Annotated in this window: 21 protein-coding genes and 1 tRNA gene; 5 read left to right on the top strand and 17 right to left on the bottom strand. The window is 63.6% G+C overall.

Annotated features, from left to right (window positions below; all coding sequences use genetic code 11):
• Positions 1 to 74: 74 nt before the first annotated feature.
• The 3 genes from lysA to argH all read right to left on the bottom strand — a co-directional run bounded on the left by lysA (position 75) and on the right by argH (position 3,060).
• Positions 75 to 1,343 (bottom strand): diaminopimelate decarboxylase, encoded by a 1,269-nt coding sequence (gene lysA, locus VGN93_RS15190; protein WP_327508105.1) that lies wholly within the window; start codon positions 1,341 to 1,343, stop codon positions 75 to 77.
• A 22-nt stretch (positions 1,344 to 1,365) separates the two neighbouring features.
• Positions 1,366 to 1,551 (bottom strand): LPS translocon maturation chaperone LptM, encoded by a 186-nt coding sequence (lptM, locus tag VGN93_RS15185; protein ID WP_319324196.1) that lies wholly within the window; start codon positions 1,549 to 1,551, stop codon positions 1,366 to 1,368.
• A gap of 105 nt (positions 1,552 to 1,656) precedes the next feature.
• Complete coding sequence (gene argH, locus VGN93_RS15180) at positions 1,657 to 3,060, bottom strand: argininosuccinate lyase (protein WP_319324197.1); 1,404 nt, start codon at positions 3,058 to 3,060, stop codon at positions 1,657 to 1,659.
• 23 nt (positions 3,061 to 3,083) lie between these two features.
• On the opposite strand from argH, the gene tlpA reads away from it, so the two are divergent.
• A complete protein-coding gene (gene tlpA, locus VGN93_RS15175) occupies positions 3,084 to 3,764 on the top strand; it encodes a thiol:disulfide interchange protein TlpA (protein ID WP_327508104.1) in 681 nt (226 codons plus the stop codon).
• Positions 3,765 to 3,767: 3 nt separating this feature from the next.
• On the opposite strand, the gene VGN93_RS15170 is transcribed toward tlpA, so the two are convergent.
• The 11 genes from VGN93_RS15170 to VGN93_RS15120 form a co-directional block, all read right to left on the bottom strand.
• Positions 3,768 to 4,790, bottom strand: coding sequence for a sulfate/molybdate ABC transporter ATP-binding protein (locus tag VGN93_RS15170; protein WP_327508103.1), 1,023 nt, complete (start codon positions 4,788 to 4,790; stop codon positions 3,768 to 3,770).
• Positions 4,787 to 5,683 carry a sulfate ABC transporter permease subunit CysW gene (gene cysW, locus VGN93_RS15165; RefSeq protein WP_327508102.1) on the bottom strand — a complete coding sequence of 299 codons (897 nt, stop codon included), beginning with the start codon at positions 5,681 to 5,683 and terminating at the stop codon, positions 4,787 to 4,789. The genes VGN93_RS15170 and cysW overlap by 4 nt, the downstream gene beginning before the upstream one ends.
• A gap of 2 nt (positions 5,684 to 5,685) precedes the next feature.
• The gene (cysT, locus tag VGN93_RS15160) at positions 5,686 to 6,507 is read right to left on the bottom strand and encodes a sulfate ABC transporter permease subunit CysT (protein WP_327508101.1); all 822 of its coding nucleotides are present in this window, start codon (positions 6,505 to 6,507) and stop codon (positions 5,686 to 5,688) included.
• Positions 6,508 to 6,585: 78 nt separating this feature from the next.
• Positions 6,586 to 7,569, bottom strand: a complete 984-nt coding sequence (locus VGN93_RS15155) for a sulfate ABC transporter substrate-binding protein (RefSeq protein WP_327508100.1) — start codon at positions 7,567 to 7,569, stop codon at positions 6,586 to 6,588.
• Between the two features lie 142 nt (positions 7,570 to 7,711).
• Entirely contained in the window at positions 7,712 to 8,584 is an 873-nt protein-coding gene (locus VGN93_RS15150) for a 3-hydroxybutyryl-CoA dehydrogenase (protein ID WP_327508099.1), read from the bottom strand.
• 146 nt (positions 8,585 to 8,730) lie between these two features.
• Complete coding sequence (locus VGN93_RS15145; RefSeq protein WP_327508098.1) at positions 8,731 to 9,660, bottom strand: electron transfer flavoprotein subunit alpha/FixB family protein; 930 nt, start codon at positions 9,658 to 9,660, stop codon at positions 8,731 to 8,733.
• 14 nt (positions 9,661 to 9,674) lie between these two features.
• The gene (locus VGN93_RS15140; RefSeq protein WP_327508097.1) at positions 9,675 to 10,424 is read right to left on the bottom strand and encodes an electron transfer flavoprotein subunit beta/FixA family protein; all 750 of its coding nucleotides are present in this window, start codon (positions 10,422 to 10,424) and stop codon (positions 9,675 to 9,677) included.
• Positions 10,425 to 10,607: 183 nt separating this feature from the next.
• Positions 10,608 to 11,393 (bottom strand): rhomboid family intramembrane serine protease, encoded by a 786-nt coding sequence (locus tag VGN93_RS15135; RefSeq protein ID WP_327508096.1) that lies wholly within the window; start codon positions 11,391 to 11,393, stop codon positions 10,608 to 10,610.
• Positions 11,394 to 11,430: 37 nt separating this feature from the next.
• A complete protein-coding gene (locus VGN93_RS15130; RefSeq protein ID WP_327508138.1) occupies positions 11,431 to 12,006 on the bottom strand; it encodes a cob(I)yrinic acid a,c-diamide adenosyltransferase in 576 nt (191 codons plus the stop codon).
• Positions 12,006 to 12,206, bottom strand: coding sequence for a twin transmembrane helix small protein (locus VGN93_RS15125; RefSeq protein WP_256119372.1), 201 nt, complete (start codon positions 12,204 to 12,206; stop codon positions 12,006 to 12,008). The genes VGN93_RS15130 and VGN93_RS15125 overlap by 1 nt, the downstream gene beginning before the upstream one ends.
• Positions 12,207 to 12,306: 100 nt before the next feature.
• Positions 12,307 to 13,155, bottom strand: a complete 849-nt coding sequence (locus VGN93_RS15120; RefSeq protein WP_327508095.1) for an SDR family oxidoreductase — start codon at positions 13,153 to 13,155, stop codon at positions 12,307 to 12,309.
• A gap of 197 nt (positions 13,156 to 13,352) precedes the next feature.
• Here VGN93_RS15120 and VGN93_RS15115 point away from each other — a divergent pair, with 197 nt between their 5' ends.
• A complete protein-coding gene (locus VGN93_RS15115; protein ID WP_319315917.1) occupies positions 13,353 to 14,297 on the top strand; it encodes a YihY/virulence factor BrkB family protein in 945 nt (314 codons plus the stop codon).
• On the opposite strand, the gene gluQRS is transcribed toward VGN93_RS15115, so the two are convergent.
• Positions 14,244 to 15,152 carry a tRNA glutamyl-Q(34) synthetase GluQRS gene (gene gluQRS, locus VGN93_RS15110; protein ID WP_327508094.1) on the bottom strand — a complete coding sequence of 303 codons (909 nt, stop codon included), beginning with the start codon at positions 15,150 to 15,152 and terminating at the stop codon, positions 14,244 to 14,246. The two genes, VGN93_RS15115 and gluQRS, sit on opposite strands and share 54 nt — an antisense overlap.
• A 66-nt stretch (positions 15,153 to 15,218) precedes the next feature.
• Between gluQRS and VGN93_RS15105 the strand changes: the two genes are divergently transcribed.
• Both VGN93_RS15105 and VGN93_RS15100 read left to right on the top strand, forming a co-directional pair.
• Positions 15,219 to 15,869, top strand: coding sequence for a DNA-3-methyladenine glycosylase (locus tag VGN93_RS15105; protein ID WP_327508093.1), 651 nt, complete (start codon positions 15,219 to 15,221; stop codon positions 15,867 to 15,869).
• Positions 15,870 to 15,973: 104 nt separating this feature from the next.
• The gene (locus tag VGN93_RS15100) at positions 15,974 to 16,531 is read left to right on the top strand and encodes an HNH endonuclease (RefSeq protein ID WP_256119377.1); all 558 of its coding nucleotides are present in this window, start codon (positions 15,974 to 15,976) and stop codon (positions 16,529 to 16,531) included.
• 30 nt (positions 16,532 to 16,561) lie between these two features.
• On the opposite strand, the gene VGN93_RS15095 is transcribed toward VGN93_RS15100, so the two are convergent.
• Positions 16,562 to 17,071, bottom strand: coding sequence for a disulfide bond formation protein B (locus VGN93_RS15095; RefSeq protein WP_327508092.1), 510 nt, complete (start codon positions 17,069 to 17,071; stop codon positions 16,562 to 16,564).
• A 361-nt stretch (positions 17,072 to 17,432) separates the two neighbouring features.
• Here VGN93_RS15095 and VGN93_RS15090 point away from each other — a divergent pair.
• Positions 17,433 to 17,517: transfer RNA gene (locus VGN93_RS15090), tRNA-Leu, on the top strand.
• A gap of 98 nt (positions 17,518 to 17,615) precedes the next feature.
• Here VGN93_RS15090 and VGN93_RS15085 read toward each other — a convergent pair.
• Positions 17,616 to 18,203 (bottom strand): TetR/AcrR family transcriptional regulator, encoded by a 588-nt coding sequence (locus VGN93_RS15085; protein ID WP_327508091.1) that lies wholly within the window; start codon positions 18,201 to 18,203, stop codon positions 17,616 to 17,618.
• Positions 18,204 to 18,247 lie beyond the last annotated feature (44 nt).

Here is an 18,247-nt window from a genome sequence, read left to right as displayed (position 1 = left end):
TAAAAGATAACATGCTTTGTGGCGAAGACGAGGGCATGCGCAAAAACGTGATCACGTTCCCGTGCGGGATTTCCTCAGGCAAGCCAGTCCGGCAGCGAGTCGAGGCCGATCAGGTCGTCATAGGATTGCCGCGGCCGGACGACGTGGAACTCGGTCCCGTTGACCAGCACTTCGGGCACCAGCAGGCGGCTGTTGTAGGTGCCGGCCTGCACCGCGCCATAGGCCCCGGCCGAGCCGACGGCAATCAGATCGCCCGGCTTCGGCTGCACCATTTCGCGGTCCTGCGCCAGATAATCGCCGGTCTCGCAGACCGGGCCGACCACGTCCGCCCGGATGCGCGGGGCGCTCGCGGCGGAAAGAACGACCGGCTGGACCTCGTGCCAGGCCTCGTAAAGCGTCGGGCGGATCAGATCGTTCATCGCCGCATCGACGATGACAAAGGTCTTCTCGCCGCCATCCTTCACATAGATGACCTCGGTGACCAGAATGCCGGCATTGCCGACGATCAGGCGACCGGGTTCCGTGACGATCTTGCAGTTCAGCCCCTTGAGCTGGTTCTTGACGATCTCAGCATAGGCATCCGGCAGCGGCGGTGGCGCGTTGTCCGTCTTGTAGGGAATGCCGAGACCGCCGCCGACGTCGACGTGATCGATGCTGTGGCCATCGGCGCGCAGCGTGTCGACCAGTTCGCGCAGCAGCTTGAAGGCGTCTTCGAAGGGTTGCAGCTCGGTGATCTGGCTGCCGATATGCATGTCGATGCCGGTCACCTGGATGCCGGGCAGGCCAGCCGCGCGGGCGTAGACGGCGCGCGCGCGCTCCCAGGAAATGCCGAACTTGTTTTCCTTCTTGCCCGTCGAGATCTTGGCATGGGTGCGCGCGTCGACATCCGGATTGATGCGGAAGGAGACGTGCGCGACCTTGCCCGCCTTCACGGCGCGGGCATTCAGGATTTCGAGCTCCGGCTCGGATTCGACGTTGAAGCAGTAGATGCCGGCCTCAAGTGCCAGATCCATCTCGCGCGGCGTCTTGCCGACGCCGGAGAACATGATGCGGGATGCCGGAACACCGGCGGCAAGCGCCCGGCGCAGTTCGCCTTCGGAGACCACGTCGATGCCGGCACCGAGCTTAGCGAGCGTCTTCAGCACCGCCTGGTTCGAATTCGCCTTCATGGCGTAGCACACCATGGCGTCGACGCCCTCGAAGGCCTTGGAGAAGACCCTGTAGTGGCGCTCCAGCGTGGCCGTCGAATAGACGTAGAAGGGTGTGCCGACCGCCTTGGCGATGGCCGGAACGGGCACGTCCTCCGCATGGAGGACGCCGTCGCGATGCTCGAAATGGTTCACGGGTCTGGTCCGTTTAAAACAACTAGAGAAGGGGATCGAGGATGAAGGGCTTGTCTTCGACCTGCTCGACCTTCTTGCCGTCGATGGTCTTCACGACCGGTTTTGCGCCGCCCGGCAGGTCGAGATCGCCCTTGCGGCCGCAGGCGGTGAGAACCGCTGCGGAAAGGCAGAGCACGAGCGTCAGCCTGCCGATATCGATGCGTGTCATGAGGCGTTCCCTGGAATTGCCGGTGATCGGGTGGGCACCATCCTTAGCGAATTCACTAACTCTTGTGCACCCTGATTCTGCTGATGAGTCCTGCAAGCAACCTGATCAGTTCCGCTGCCGCCACCAGGCGATCTGCTTCCTGACTTCGGAGGGCGCCGTGCCGCCATAGCTCTTGCGGCTGGCGACCGAGGCTTCGACCGTCAGCACGTTGAAAATATCGGCAGTGATCGAGGCATGGATCGCCTGCAAATCTTCCAGCGACAGTTCGGCGAGGTCGCAGCCCTTGCTCTCGGCGAGCGCCACGGCGCGGCCCGTCACATGGTGGGCATCGCGGAAGGGCAGCCCCGCCTCACGCACCAGCCAGTCGGCAAGGTCTGTCGCGGTGGAATAGCCGGAGCCGGCCGCCGCCTTCATCTTGTCGGTGCGGATGGTCATGTCGCGCACCATGCCGGTCATCGCGGCAATGGCGAGCTCGATGCTTTCGGCAGCGTCGAAGACCTGTTCCTTGTCTTCCTGCATATCCTTGGAATAGGCGAGCGGCAGGCCCTTCATGACGGTCAGAAGCGCGATCAGCGAGCCGTTGATGCGGCCGGTCTTGGCGCGCACCAGCTCGGCGGCGTCCGGGTTCTTCTTCTGCGGCATGATCGAGGAACCGGTCGAAAACGCATCCGACAGGCGGATGAAACCGAACTGCGGCGTCGACCAGATGACGATCTCTTCGGCGAGGCGCGACAGATGCACCGCGGCGATCGCGGCGATCGACAGGAATTCCAGCGCGAAATCGCGGTCCGACACGGTGTCGATCGAATTGCGCGTCGGTTCGCGGAAGCCGAGCGCCTTCGCCGTCATGTGGCGGTCGATGGCGTAACCGGTGCCGGCGAGCGCAGCGGCGCCGATCGGGCTTTCGTCGAGATGCTCGATGGCATGACGCACGCGCTGGCGGTCGCGGCCGAACATTTCGACATAGGCCATGCAATGGTGGCCGAAGGTCACCGGCTGGGCCGTCTGGAGATGGGTGAAGCCGGGCATGACGGTCTCGGCATGTTCTTCCGCGCGGTCGAGGAAGGCGGCGATCAGGCCGCTCAGCGCCTTTTCGGTCTTCTGCAGCTCTTCCTTCACCCAGAGGCGGAAATCGAGCGCCACCTGGTCGTTGCGCGAGCGAGCCGTGTGCAGGCGGCCGGCGGCGGGGCCGATGAGGGTTGCGAGGCGCGCCTCGACATTCATATGGATGTCTTCCAGCCGGCGGGAGAACTCGAACTGGCCGCTTTCGATCTCTGACAGGATCGTGTCGAGACCGTGAACGATCTTTTCCTTATCGTCCGCCGAAATAATGCCCTGATGGGCAAGCATGTCGGCATGCGCCTTTGAGCCGCGGATGTCCTGGGCGTAAAGCTTCTTGTCGAAGCCGATGGAGGCATTTATCTCCTCCATGATCGCATCCGGCCCGGAGGCGAAGCGGCCGCCCCACATCTGGTTCGAGGATTTCGTCTCGGAAGTGCCGTCAGCCATGGGTGCCTGTCCTGGAGAATGAAATGACATTGAAGAAGACATTCGGCCTGCCCGCCACGAAGCTGATCGCCATCGCGGGACTGGCCGGACTTCTCGCCGGTGGTGCAGCGATATACGTGAAGGAAAGCCTGTCTGGCAATGGCGCGGGCGCCCTCGCCTCCGCCGATCCCGCCGCCTGCGCCGCTGCCGGCGCCAAGGCCGAAGCCCTGACACCCTTCTCCAAGGGCCAGGTCGCCGCCATGCGCACGGTCGACGAACACCGCCCGTTGCCCGACCTGATCTTCGACGGTCCGGACGGCAAGAAGAAGACCATCGCCGATTTCGCCGGCAAGACCCTGCTCGTCAATCTCTGGGCGACCTGGTGTGTGCCCTGCCGGGAAGAGATGCCGGCGCTGAACGCGCTCGAAAAGGAACTCGGCAGCGACAAGTTCGAGGTCGTGGCGATCAACATCGACACCGGCGACGACGAGAAACCGAAGGCCTTCCTCACCGAAACGGGCGTCAACGACCTCGACTATTACCGCGATGCCTCGATGGGCGTGTTCAACACGCTGAAGAAGGAAGGCCTCGCCTTCGGCCTGCCCGTGACGCTCCTGATGGACGAGAAGGGCTGCCTGATCTCCGCCATGAACGGCCCCGCCGCCTGGGACAGCGAGGACGCCAAGGCCCTGATCAACGCCGCGCTCGCAACGCCGAAGAGCTAAGACTCACGCCGCCGCGTAGACGCGCGGCCGGCGGATATCGATGAAACCCTGTTCGCCCTTGCGGTGCGCGAATTCCGGCGCCGTGTCGAACTCGACCGGCTGGCCGTTGACCGTCATCGCCAGCACGCGGCGGGAATCCGGACGGTCGATGACGCGCAGGATCTTGGCGGCAATGCCGTGCCCGTCCTCCCGCCAGGTGACGTCCGCCGGACGGAACAGGATCTCGCCGCTGCCGTCAGCGATGTCGCCCGCCTCGAAGGCCACGTCCGCGACATAGGCCTTGCCGCCGCGGATTTCCGCGTCGAGCCGGTTGGCATCGCCCAGAAAATTCATCACGAAGGCATTGGCCGGGCTGCGGCAGACGGCCTCCGGCGTGCCCTCCTGCACGATCTTCCCCTTGTTGAGGATGACGACGCGATCGGCAAGGTCGAGCGCCTCCTCCTGGTCGTGGGTAACGAAGATCGTCGTGATGCCAAGCTCGTCGTGAATCTTGCGCAGCCAGCGGCGCAGATCCCGCCGCACATTGGCATCGAGCGCGCCAAAAGGCTCGTCGAGCAGCAGGACGCGCGGATCGACGGCAAGAGCGCGGGCAAGCGCCACGCGCTGGCGCTGGCCGCCGGAAATCTGCCCGGGGAAGCGATCCTTCAGGCCGCCTAGCTGCACGAGGTCGAGCAGTTCCTGCACGCGTTCGACAATGGCCTGCGGCGAGCGCTTCACCTTGGAGACCTTCATGCCGAAGGCGATGTTTTCGCCGACCGTCATGTGCGGGAACAGCGCATAGTGCTGGAAGACGAAGCCGACGCCGCGCTCGCGCACGGGAATGTCGGTGGCGTTCTCATCGCCGAAATAGATCGCGCCGCCATCGGCATATTCGAGGCCCGCGACCATGCGCAGGATCGTCGTCTTGCCCGAGCCGGAAGGGCCGAGCAGCGCGACCAGCTCGCCGCTCTCGATATCGAGCGAAACGCCGTGCACGGCCCGAAAGGTCTCGAACGTCTTGACCACATTGTCGAGGCGGATCTTCATGGCTTGACCTCCGGAATGATGCTGTCGGCGCCGGCAAGCGTCGCCGGGCGCTGCACGCGGCCCGCGCCCTGCCGCTCGAGCGCCACCTTGACGACGAGCGTTACGATGGCGAGGCAGGCGAGAATGGATGCGGCGGCAAAGGAGCCGGCCGCGTTGTAATCGTGATAGAGCAGCTCGATATGCAGCGGCAGCGTGTTGGTCTGGCCGCGGATATTGCCCGAGACGACGGAGACCGCACCGAACTCGCCCATGACGCGCGAATTGCACAGCACGACGCCGTAGAGCAGCGCCCATTTGATATTGGGCAGCGTCACGGAAACGAAGGTGCGCCAGCCGCTGGCGCCCAGCGACGTCGCCGCCTCTTCGAGATCACGGCCCTGCGCCTGCATCAGCGGGATCAGTTCGCGCGCCACGAAGGGCGCCGTCACGAACATACTGGCAAGCACGATGCCCGGCAGCGCGAACAGGATCTTTACCTCCATCGATTGCAGCGTCGGACCGAACAGACCCTGCAAGCCATAGACGAAGAGATAGGAGACGCCTGCGACGATGGGCGAGACCGAGAAGGGCAGCTCGATGATGACGGTGAGCAGCCGCTTGCCGCGGAAATCGTGTTTGGTGATCGCCCAGGCGGCCGCCACGCCAAAGGCCGTGTTGATCGGCACGGCGATGAGCGCCGTGATGACCGTCAGCAGGATGGCGTGGCGCGTATCCGGAGCGGCAATCGACTGGGCAAAATAAACGGCGCCCTTGGAAAAGGCCTCGACGGCGATGACGACGAGCGGTGCGACGATCATCAGCGCGACGAGTACGAGCACGATGCCGAGCAGCGAACGGCGGAAGACCTTGTTGTCGCCGACGCGGGGCGGCTTGCCCTTTCCGTGATGCGCCATCGTCAACCCCTCGCCGTGTAGCGCAGGGCGCGGGCCTGCATCATGTTGGTGATCGCCAGCATGACGAAGGCCGTCAGCAGCATGACGGAAGCGATCGCGGCCGAGGCCGGATAGTCATATTCCTCCAGCCGGATGAAGGCGAGCAATGCGGTGATCTCCGTCGAAAACGGCTGGTTGCCGGCGATGAAGATGATGGCGCCGAACTCGCCGAGGCTGCGGGCGAAGGAGAGCGACACGCCGGCCAGCAATGCCGGCGTCAAGAGCGGCAGGATGACGCTGACGAAGATCGAGAGATCGCCGGCACCCAGCGTCTGCCCCGCTTCTTCCAGCGCCGGGTCCAGTTCCTCCAGCACCGGCTGCACCGTGCGCACGATGAAGGGGATGCTGGTAAAACTCATCGCGACGATGATGCCGAGCGGCGTATAGGCGACCTTGATGCCGAGCAGCGACAGCGGCCCGCCGAACCAGCCGTTCGTGGCAAACAGCGTGGTGAGCGCAATGCCGGCAACCGCCGTCGGCAGTGCGAAGGGCAGGTCGACCAGCGCATCAACGAGGCGGCGGCCGGGGAAGCGGTAGCGCACCAGCACCCAGGCGAGCGACAGGCCGAAGAACAGGTTGAACGCCGTCGCGGCCAGCGCGCAGAGCACGGTCACCCGGTAGCTGGCGAAGGCACGATCAGAAGAGATGATGCGCCAATAATCCTCCGGCCCGAGGCTCGCCGCCTTGAAGACGAGCGCGGCCAGCGGCAGCACGACGATGATGCCGACATAGACGAGGGTGATGCCGAGCGCGAGCGGCAATCCGGGCAGTACACGCCGTCTCAAAACGCGCGTCCTTTCTCATAACAACAACCGGCGGGCTCTATGCCCGCCGGTTGCCGGAAAAACAATGGCTTTGGACGATCAGCGGCTGCCGTAGATCTTGTCCAGCGTGCCGCCTTCGGCGAAATGCTCTTCGGAAATCTTCTTCCAGCCGCCGAAAACGTCGTCGACATTCACGAGGCGGATTTCCGGGAACTGGTCCTTGAATTCGGCGGCGACCTTTTCGTCATGCACGCGGTGGCCGAATTCGGCGGCGATCTTCTGGCCTTCCGGCGAATAGAGGAAGTCGAGATAGCTCTTTGCGAGATCACGGCTGCCCTTGGCATCCGCCACCTTGTCGACGATGGCGACCGGGAATTCGGACAGCAGAGACACGGACGGCACGACGCTCTGGAACTTGTCCTCGCCATACTGCTTGGCAATACCCTTGGTCTCGGCCTCGAAGGTCACGATCACGTCGCCGATCTCGCGCTCGACGAAGGTCGTCGTCGCCGCACGGCCGCCCGTGTCGAAGACCGGAACGTTGTCGAAGATCTTGGTGATGAATTCCTCGACCTTGGCCGGATCGTTGTTGAAGGCTTCCTTGGCATAGGCGGTCGCGGCGAGATAGGTATAGCGCGCGTTGCCCGAGGTCTTCGGGTTCGGGAAGATGACCTTCACGTCGTCACGGGCGAGGTCAGACCAGTCCTTGATGTTCTTCGGGTTGCCGGCGCGAACCAGGAAGGACGGGAAGGAGTAGAAGGGCGAGGCATTGTTCGGGAATTTTGCCTGCCAGCCTTCCGCGACGAAACCGTTCTTCACGAGGAAGTCGATGTCCGTCACCTGGTTGAAGGTCACCACGTCGGCCTCGAGGCCTTCGACGATGGCGCGCGCCTGCTTGGAGGTGCCGCCATGCGACTGGTCGATGGTGACGCCCGGATGCTCCTTGATGAAGGCCGCATTCTCGGCCTCGAAAAGCTCGCGTGCCACGTCATAGGAGGCGTTGAGCAGCTTGTCGGCCGCCTGCGCGGAGAAAGGCGCGGCGAGGCCGAGGAGAGCCACGCCGAGAAGGAGCAAACGTTTCATCTGGAAAACCCCGAATGTGAAATTGAATTCGGGCAGACAATAGCGACCCGCCGATGGCGATCCGAGACATGGGCCTGTCGCCGCGGGGGCGGCTGGCGAAACATTTTTCCCTGAAAGGCAGGCTTGGCGGAATCTCCGCCGCTCAGCGCGTCGGGATCGGGACTTCGCCGCGGTAGTCGTAGAAACCGCGGCCGGACTTGCGGCCGAGCCAGCCGGCCTCGACATATTTCACGAGCAGCGGGCACGGGCGATATTTCGAGTCGGCGAGCCCGTCATGCAGCACCTGCATGATGGAAAGGCAGGTGTCGAGGCCGATGAAATCGGCAAGCTGGAGCGGCCCCATCGGATGGTTGGCGCCGAGCCGCATCGCCGTGTCGATGGCCTCGACCGAGCCGACGCCTTCATAGAGCGTGTAGATCGCCTCGTTGATCATCGGCAGCAGGATGCGGTTGACGATGAAGGCCGGGAAATCCTCGGCGACGGTGATCGTCTTGTCGAGCTTCGTGACGAATTCCTTGGCGGCCGAAAAGGTCTCTTCCCCGGTTGCGATGCCGCGCACGAGCTCCACGAGCTTCATGACCGGAACCGGGTTCATGAAGTGGATGCCCATGAAACGCTCCGGCCGGTCGGTGGCGGACGCAAGGCGGGTGATCGACAGCGAGGACGTGTTGGTCGCGAGCATGGCTTCCGGCTTGAGCACGGAACAGACCAGGCCGTAGATCTTGCGCTTGACGGTCTCGTCCTCGGTCGCCGCCTCGATGACGAGGTCGGCATCGGAGAGATCGTTGATGTCGGAGGAACCCTTGATCAGCGCGAGCGCCTTCTTGCGCTCCTCGTCGGCCATCTTGCCGGAAGAAACCTGGCGGGCGAGGTTGCCGTTGATCGTGGCGAGCCCGGCCTCGATGCGCTCGGGCGACAGGTCGTAGATATGGACCTTGTATCCGGCCATGGCCGAGACATGCGCGATACCGCACCCCATCTGGCCCGCACCGACAATACCCACGTTCTTGATCATAGCGCCAATCGCCTCGTCACTCGGTCTGCGCCTCTATGCGCAGGCAAAAAAACACCGGGCCGGTCGAACCGGCCCGGTGAAGTGATAAAGGGACGCGACGTATTTTTCCAGTGAAATCATCGTCGCAAAGCCGGGCCCTTGCCGGCTCAGAGCGCCTTCTGAAGTTCCGGCAACGCCTCGAAGAGATCGGCGACGAGGCCATAGTCGGCAACCTGGAAGATCGGCGCTTCTTCGTCCTTGTTGATCGCCACGATCACCTTCGAATCCTTCATGCCGGCGAGGTGCTGGATCGCACCCGATATGCCGCAGGCGATGTAGAGCTGCGGCGCAACAACCTTGCCCGTCTGCCCCACCTGCCAGTCGTTCGGCGCATAGCCCGCATCGACGGCCGCACGCGATGCGCCAACCGCCGCACCGAGCTTGTCCGCAACCGGGAGAATGACCTCCTGGAACTTTTCCGACGAACCAAGCGCACGCCCGCCCGAGATGATGATCTTGGCCGAGGTCAGCTCCGGACGATCCGATGAGGACAGCGCGTCCTTGACGTGGGTCGACAGGCCGGGATTCGCAGCCGCCGAGACGCTCTCGATGGCAGCGCTGCCGCCTTCGGCTGCTGCGGCAAAGGACGCCGTGCGCACCGTGATCACTTTCTTGGCATCGGAGGACTGTACCGTCTGGATGGCATTGCCCGCATAGATCGGCCGCTTGAACGTGTCGGCGGAGACGACCTCGATGATCTCCGAGACCTGGGCGACATCGAGCAGCGCTGCCACGCGCGGCAGAACGTTCTTGCCGACGGAGGTCGCGGCGGAGACGATCGCCTCATAGCTGCCGGCCAGCGAGACGATGAGCGCTGCCAGCGGTTCCGCCAGGTTGTTGGCAAGGGTCGCATCCTCGGCGACGAGGACCTTCGTCACGCCGGAAAGCTTTGCAGCCTGTTCGGCTGCTGCCTTGGTACCGGCACCGGCGACGAGCACATGCACGTCGGAACCGATTTTCGATGCCGCCGTCAGCGCCTTCGCCGTCTGGTCGGAAAGGTGGGCATTGTCGTGATCTGCCAGAAGAAGAATGGCCATATCTGTGTTCTCCCTTACAGCACGCCGGCTTCGTTTTTCAGCTTGTCGACGAGTTCGGCGACGCTCTTGACCTTGACGCCTGCCTTGCGGCCGGACGGTTCTTCGGTCTTCAGCACCTTCAGCCGCGGGCTCGTGTCGACGCCGAAGTCGGACGGCGTCTTCTTGTCAAGCGGCTTCTTCTTCGCCTTCATGATGTTGGGCAGCGAGGCATAACGCGGCTCGTTGAGGCGCAGGTCCGTCGTGACCACGGCCGGAAGCTTGACGTCGATGGTCTGGAGACCGCCGTCGACTTCGCGGGTGACCTGGGCGGAACCGTCACCGATCTCGACCTTCGAGGCAAACGTCGCCTGGGCCCAGCCGAGCAGGGCCGACAGCATCTGGCCGGTCTGGTTGCTGTCGTCGTCGATCGCCTGCTTGCCGACGATGATCAGGCCTGGCTGTTCGGCTTCTGCGACACCCTTGAGGATCTTCGCCACGGCGAGCGGCTCGACGGCATCCTCCGTCTCGACCAGCACGGCGCGGTCGGCGCCCATGGCGAGCGCGGTGCGCAACGTCTCTTCGGCCTTCGCCGGACCGATCGACACGACGACCACTTCCGACGCCTTGCCGGCTTCCTTCAGCCTGAGCGCCTCCTCGACGGAAATCTCGTCGAACGGGTTCATCGACATTTTTACGTTGGCAAGCTCGACACCCGAGCCATCCGCCTTCACGCGAATTTTGACGTTGTAATCAACGACCCGCTTTACAGGGACCAAGATCTTCATGGCTTCCTTCCTTCATATGCCCGCGAGGGAAAATGCGCCTTTCAAAGGCGCCCTGATTGTCGGTTGGCGACATCGATACGCGTTTTTTCCCCAAATACAATGCGCCACGGACCCTCCTCGCGCGAAAACGCAAGCGTTATAAATTACCCTTACGTTCACGTCAATTTTCCCTGCGAAAGACCATCACCGCCCCCAATGAGTCGGCGGCACGGAGGGGCGGGACGCGGTCTCCTCGGTCGCAACCGGCGTCGCCTCGACATGCTTGACGGCCTTCGGCGTGACGATCGTGCGGTCGAACAGCGGCACCCCGCGCCGGCGCATGATGAGGACGAGGATCGCGCCTGCAAGAATGCCGCCGACATGGGCGCCCCAGGAGACGCCGCTGTCGCCATCGACCACCAGCATGTAGAATTGCTGGGCGATCCAGAAGGCGAGCGGAATGACCGCCGGCAGCGGCAGGGGAATACGGAAGAACACCAGGACCCAGACGCGCACCTTCGGATGCAGCAGGAAATAGGCCGCCACCACGCCGGAAATCGCGCCCGAGGCGCCGATCAGCGGCGCCTCCGAATTCATCTGCACGAGGCCGTGCACCAGCGCGCCGGCCGCCGCGCACAGCAGGTAGAAGATGAGGAAGCGGATGTGGCCGAGCGCATCCTCGACATTGTCGCCGAACACCCAGAGGAAAATCATGTTCGAGGCGAGATGCATGAAATCGCCGTGCAGGAAGGCGTAGGTGATGTAGGTCGCATCCTCCGGCACCAGCACGAGGCTCGGCTCCAGGTCAGCGAAATCGAAGACGACCGCGGGAATGTAACCGAGCCCGACCACCGCCGCGTCGTTGAATTCCTGCGTCGAGGCGAGGCCCGTCACCAGCCAGACGACGACATTGATCACGATCAGGCTGATCGTGACATATTGCACCTTGATGTATTTCAGGGCGTTGGCGTCGTGCAGCGGTATGAACATGGATCCCCTTCCCCCAAAGGAATAGCTGCAAACAAGCTTATCTGTTCTGCCCCGGAACCCACAATATGTCCGTGTTGCCCTTGTCGTTGACCCAGCGGGCGGCGACGAAGAGGAAATCGGACAGCCGGTTGATATAGGCGACGGCTGCGGCCGAGACGGTTTCCCCGCTATCCTGAAGCGCCACGACCCGCCGCTCCGCCCGGCGCGCGACGGTGCGCGCCACATGGAGTGCGGCCGCCGCCGCCGTTCCGCCCGGCAGCACGAAGGAGCGCAGCGGCTGGAGATCGGCATTGAGCGTGTCGATTTCGCTCTCCAGCCGGTCGACCTGCGCCTGCACGATGCGCAGCGGCTCATATTCGAGCGTCTTGCCGGTATCGGGCGTGGCGAGGTCGGCGCCGAGATCGAAAAGATCGTTCTGGATGCGCATCAGCATCGCATCCAACTGGGGATGATCCGCAAGGTGCTGGCGAACGAGGCCGATGCAGGAATTCGCCTCGTCGACCTCGCCATAGGATTCGACGCGCAGGTCGTGTTTCTTGCGGCGCGGGCCGGCCACGAGACCGGTCGTGCCATCGTCGCCGGTGCGTGTGTAAATCTTGTTGAGCTTCACCATCATCCGCGCCCGCCGCCCGTGATCCAGAGCGTCAACATGATGAGGACGATGGCGATCGCCTGCAAGAGCACGCGCGCCTGCATCAGCTTGTTCGAGGTATTGCCGTTGCCGCCCTTGGCCATGTTGGCAAGACCGCGCACGAGCACGATGACCACGAGGCCCATGACGAGCAGGGTCATGAAGGTGAGAAAGGAAGACATGCCAACGATCCGATTTGATTTCTGTCAGCCCTATTCAAATAGGGCATTTGGGCGAAATAGCACGCGATTTGACGACGAATGCCTGCGACGCCGCGCCGCGTCAGCCGAGTTTGCCGATGATGCGGTAGAAAAGCGCCGCCGGCAGCAGCTTCTTCAGAAGTGCTCCCTGCCTGGCCGGCGTGGTCACGATATAGTGCGGCCGCGGCGCCTTGGCCGTCAGCGCGTGGCGCAGCACGGCATGCACAGCCTCCGGCCCGAGTTTTCCGCGCGCGGGCTTGGCCTCGCCGCGCAGCCGCTGGAGCTGCCGTCGGTATTCCTCCGCATGCACCGAGTTTTCCAGATCGATGTTGCGCTCGATATGGGTCAGCGCATTGGCGGTGAAGCGCGAGGCGATCGGCCCCGGCTCGATGAGACTGACATGCACGCCGGAGCCGGCAAGCTCCATGCGCAGCGTCAACGACAGGGCTTCGAGCGCGAATTTCGAGGCATTGTAGGCGCCGCGCCAGCGATAGGGCACGATGCCGAGGATCGACGAGCACTGCACGATGCGCCCGAACCCCTGTTTGCGCATGGTGGGGATCACCCGCCGCGTCAGGTCGTGCCAGCCAAAGACGTTCGTCTCGAATTGCAGGCGCAACGCCTCGACCGGCAGGTCCTCCACCGCACCGGCCTGCCCGTAGGCACCATTGTTGAACAGCGCATCGAGCCGCCCGCCGGTGCGCGCCAGCACCGTCTCGACGAGGGATGCGATCGTCTCCGGCTTCGTATAGTCCATCAGCAGCGCCTCGATGCCGTCGGCTTCGAGGCTCGCGAGATCCTCCTCGCGCCGCACCGTCGCGAAGACGCGCCAGCCCTCCGCCTTCAGCGCGCGGGCGCAATGGGCGCCGATGCCGGAGGAGCAGCCGGTGACGATGATGCTCGGCAGTTGGATCGCTGTTGGAGAAGACATGGCGGTTTCCTGTACAAATCTGCCCGGGTTTCCCATATTCACCATTCCAGCAACCTCTGTCTGTCATGCGGGAGGCACAAAGGTCGCCGTAGAACGTTGAACCGGGCATAAGCCCTTAAATCGATTCTGATTTACGGGCCATGCCCGCGCAGACAATGAGAGACCGGCGACGGTCGCAAAGGGACTGGACATTGCTTATGCCAACCGTCATCCGCCTTGCCTACAAGGTCGTCTTCGACGCGATCTGGCATTTTTCCGAGGACGACGGCTGGGCGATGGCGAGCCATGTCGCGCTGTCGACGCTGCTCGCGATCTTCCCCTTCCTGATCTTCGGCACGGCGCTCGGCTCCTTCCTCGGCGCCGACCAGTTCGCCGAAACCGCCGTGCACCTGATCTTCGACACCTGGCCCGAATCGATCGCCGCCCCCATTTCCCGCGAGGTCATCGCCGTGCTCACCATCCCGCGCGGCGGGCTCCTGACGGTCTCGGTGCTCGCCGCCGCCTATTTCGCCTCGAACGGCGTGGAGGCGCTGCGCGTCTCGCTCAACCGCGCCTATCGGGTCGCCGAGACGCGCTACTGGTACGTCACGCGCCTCGCCAGCCTCGGCTTCGTCATCGCCGGCGTCCTGGCGCTTGCCGTCATCAGCATCGTGCTCGTTGCCGCCCCCCTTGCGGTGCGCGCCACGGGCGACTGGCTGCCCTGGCTGACCTACCTCTATTCCTGGGTGGATAGCTGGGGCCTCTTCGGCACTGTGATGGTGCTGCTCATCGGCCTGCTGATCGCCCATCTCTGGCTGCCGGCCGGCCGGCGCAAGATCGCCGACGTGCTGCCCGGCATCCTGCTCACACTGATCGCCTGGAGCGTCGGCGCCTATACCTTCGCCTCCTATATCGCAGCCTTCTCCAATTACGTCTCGACCTATGCCGGCCTCGCCTCGATCATGATCGCGCTGGTCTTCCTCTACATCATCGGCGTGATCTTCATCCTCGGCGCGGAGATCAACGCGGCCCTGATGAAATACCGGGTGAAACACCTGATCCTCGACAAGGTGCGCGGCGTGAAGAAACCGCAGGCCGAAGACGAAACGTCAATGGAAGACGAAGCCATAGCCCGCGAGCAGGGCGCGAATGCCGGCCGGTGACATACCCTTTTCGCGATAGGCCGCAATGCCCGTATCCTGGTTGCTCTTGGACAATTTTCGCCCATCCGGCCCCGGCACCAGCCCATGATGGCGATAGGTGGGCGCCGGCAGGTCGAGCAGGCTTTGCAGCAGGCGGTGCACGGCCGTTGCGTGAAACAGATCCTGCCCGCGCACCACGTCGGTAATGCCCTGCGCCGCGTCATCGAGCACCACGGCGAGGTGATAGCTCGCCGGCGCATCGGGCCGCGACAGGATGACGTCGCCCCAGCGCTCGGGCTTTGCGGTCACGATGCCGGTCTCCCCTTCCGGCCCCTCCCCCGCCTCCGACCAGTCGAGCACGGCAGGCGCCAGCGCCCGGGCCTTGTCCATGTCGAGCCGCCAGGCATGTTGCCGCCCCGCCGCAATCCAGGCGAGAGCCTTATCCCGGTCGAGCGTACGTTCCTCGGTCGGGTAGAGCGCGGCGCCGTCCGGGTCACGCGGCCAGGCGCCGCCCGCTGCCTCGTGTGCCAAAACCCGCGCCTTCACCTCGCCACGGCTCAAGAAACCCGGATAGAGCACGCCCATCGCGTTGAGCCGCTCCAGCGCCCCGCCATAGAAGGCGACATGCTCCGACTGGCGGCGCACCGGTTTTTCCCAGTCGAGGCCCAGCCAGGCGAGATCGCGGTAGATCGCCGCCTCGAATTCGGGTCGCGAGCGGGCCGGATCGATGTCTTCCATGCGCAGCAGGAAACGCCCGCCGCAGGCGGCCGCAAGCTCGTAGTTGAGGATCGCTGATAGCGCATGGCCGAGATGCAGGAGACCGTTCGGGCTCGGCGCAAAACGAAAGACACGATTTTTTGACAAAGCGCTTGGCATGAGGTCTTCTGGCACGAAGAGGCGTGTTGCGTCACTACGGCATCAGGGCCGCTTGAAAAAATGCAGTTGCACATGATCAGGACGGAAGCGGATGTCGCGGCGGGTCTCGTCGACCTCGCGCTGCTCGACGCACGTCTTTTCACCGTCATCGACAAGGCCGGCCCGGTGCCGCTGCGGCGCCTGGCGCCCGGCTACCGCGGCCTTGCCGGCATCATCGTGGCGCAGATGGTGTCGCGCGCGAGCGCTGACGCGATCTGGCGCCGGCTGGAGGCGGCGGCGAGCGACATCACGCCCCATCACATCCTCGCTCTTTCCGACGAGGATTGCCGCACCATCGGCCTGTCGCGCGCCAAGGCCGAGACGTTGCGCCGTGCGGCGGATGCCGTCGACCGCGGCGAACTCGATCTCGACGCGATCTGCCACATGGAGGCGACGGCCGCGACCCGCAAGCTGACCGCGATCAAGGGCATCGGCCGCTGGACGGCGGATGTCTACCTGCTCTTCTGCGGCGGCCATCCGGATATCTTCCCCTCCGGCGACATCGCGCTGCAAAATGCGGTGGCGCATGCGCTGGGCCTTGCCGTGCGTCCGGGCCCGCAGGAACTCGACCGGATCGCCGAAAGCTGGTCGCCCTGGCGCGGCGTTTCGGCCCGGCTTTTCTGGGCTTATTATTCGCGCGAGATGCGCCGAGAGGCCGTCCCGGTGCTCGAAGGCTGACCTTTGCGAAATACGTTGTTTTCGCTTTTCCTTTCCGGCTTCACAATGCTGTAACAACGGGCCTAATATAGAAGGGCAGATGCCGAATCGATCAGGAGAAGCCCTTGACGATTTCTGTTTCACCACAGGCCCTGCCAGCCCTTGTATTGAATGCTGACTACAGGCCACTGAGTTATTATCCCTTGTCGCTCTGGTCGTGGCAGGACGCGATCAAGGCTGTGTTTCTCGACCGCGTAAACATCATCGCCGAATACGACCATTCGGTTTCCTCCCCGAGCTTCACGATGCGCCTGCCGAGCGTCGTGTGCCTGAAGACATACGTGCAGCCCTCACGCCACCCGGCCTTCACCCGGTTCAACGTGTTCCTGCGCGACAGGTTCGAATGCCAGTACTGCGGGTCGCCGGACGACCTGACCTTTGACCATGTCATCCCGCGCGCCCATGGCGGCGAGACGACCTGGTGCAACGTGGTCGCCGCCTGCTCCCCATGCAATTTGAGAAAAGGCAGCAAGCTGCCGAAGCAGGCGGGCATGCTCCCGCATCAGAAGCCCTACCAGCCGACGGTTCAGGATCTGCACAACAACGGGCGACTGTTTCCACCCAACTATCTGCATGAAAGCTGGATGGACTATCTCTACTGGGACGTCGAACTGCAGCCCTGACGCCGTTTTTTACGGCAGGGTTGCGGCATCTCAGGCTTTCGCGGACCGCGCGCCAGAAAAGGCGATCGCGGCGAGGATGAGGCTCGCGATCACGTTCCAGCCGGCAAAGGACAGGCCGAGCAGGCGGAACGACGCCTCCGTGCAGGAGGGGCCGTGTTTGGTGTTGAGATCGGAAAGCAGGTCGCCGGCATTCTGCGTGACACCCTGCGCCGTGGTCGCGCAGGTCGCAGGCCCTTCCCAGAAGCCCCATTCGACACCCGCGTGGTAGACGCCCATGCCCGCACCGACGAGCATCATGATGCCGGCAATCGCCAGCAGCAGCCGCGTCAGCCAGGCCGGACCGCCGAACAGGGCCGAAAGCAGCCCCGCCACCGCGACCGGAATGCCGTAATAGTACGGATCGCGCTGCAACAGGCAGAGCGCGCAGGGGATGTAGCCGCCGATATGCTCGAAGGCGAGCGCACCGCCGACGGTCGCCGCCATGCCGAGCGTCAGGAGGCCGGCGGATGCCTTGCGGGAAAGATCGAGGAATGCCGTCATCAGGATCGTCCAATCAGGCCGGCGGGGTGCCGGCGGAACGGCGCCGAGTTCTATCAGGCGGCGCGCCGTTGTAAATCACCCGCACGGATAAGTGATCGCACACGCTCACGGATTTGCCGTTGCCGCCCGCGAAAGCTTCGTGTAAACGGCGATGGCTCACAAGTGCCGCGCCCCACTGGCGGAACTGGTAGACGCGCTCGCCTCAAAACGTGGTGTGCCTACCAATCCACAGAAAAATACGACGGGTTGAAACGACGTTTTTTCAAAGGGTTAGCGGGGTGGGGTGTAGAGTGACAAGATCGCCAAAAATGGCGCTGGGTGCAGCATTGCTGAGAGCCTGGGCCAGAATCGGCGGTAAAGTGCGGGTGTGGTGAAATTGGTAGACGCGCTGGACTCAAAATCCAGTTCCGAAAGGAGTGCCGGTTCGACCCCGGCCACCCGCACCACCTTCTTTACCTGATGGAACGCGACGGCCAGGGCGAGCGAGCTTGGCTCTCGCCACGGCCTTCCGCGGTGAAGAATCGCCCCGGATCATCGAACCAACTCAGCCTTCAGGCGACACGCGCGCAATGCGTCTGACTTCGCCGGCCGCCGCGTCGAGGATCCCTTGCGACAAATTCTCGTCTTCCATGATCCGTGACAGCGTAACGGCCCCCACCATGAGTGACAGTATGGCCATCGCCTTGCTGCTGGGACTAGAGCCCTTTCCGTCGCCGATCAGTTCATCCAGCACCTCGAAGTGAGCCCGGATCCCGTCTTCAAAGGGGCGCCTTACCTCTTGGCTTTGGCGAGCCGCATCCGATCCCAACGCCACCAGAGGGCAACCCTCCGCTTTTTCGCCTTTGTGGTCCGAGGAGAGATAGAACTCCGTGACGGCTTCAAGCGGATCCGGACTGTTCGCCGCTGCCGCTGACCATCTTCGGGTGGCACTTTCCATTGCGCGCCTCGACGCCAGCGCAGCAAGGTCGTCCTTCGAAGTGAACTGCTTGTAGAAACCACCTTGGGTAAGGCCAGCACCCTTCATCAGATCCTTGAGCCCGATCCCATCGAAGCCATGTTCACGAAACAGACGGCTTGCGACGTTGATCACCGTTTCGCGGTTCTCCTCGGCCTTTGCCCGGCTCACTCTCATATCGACCTCCGAATAGATTTCATTTGACATCTATAAGCTAAATA

Source organism: Shinella sp., assembly GCF_035998705.1.
In the GTDB taxonomy this organism is placed as follows: domain Bacteria; phylum Pseudomonadota; class Alphaproteobacteria; order Rhizobiales; family Rhizobiaceae; genus Shinella.
This window is presented reverse-complemented; position numbering and strand designations above follow the sequence as displayed.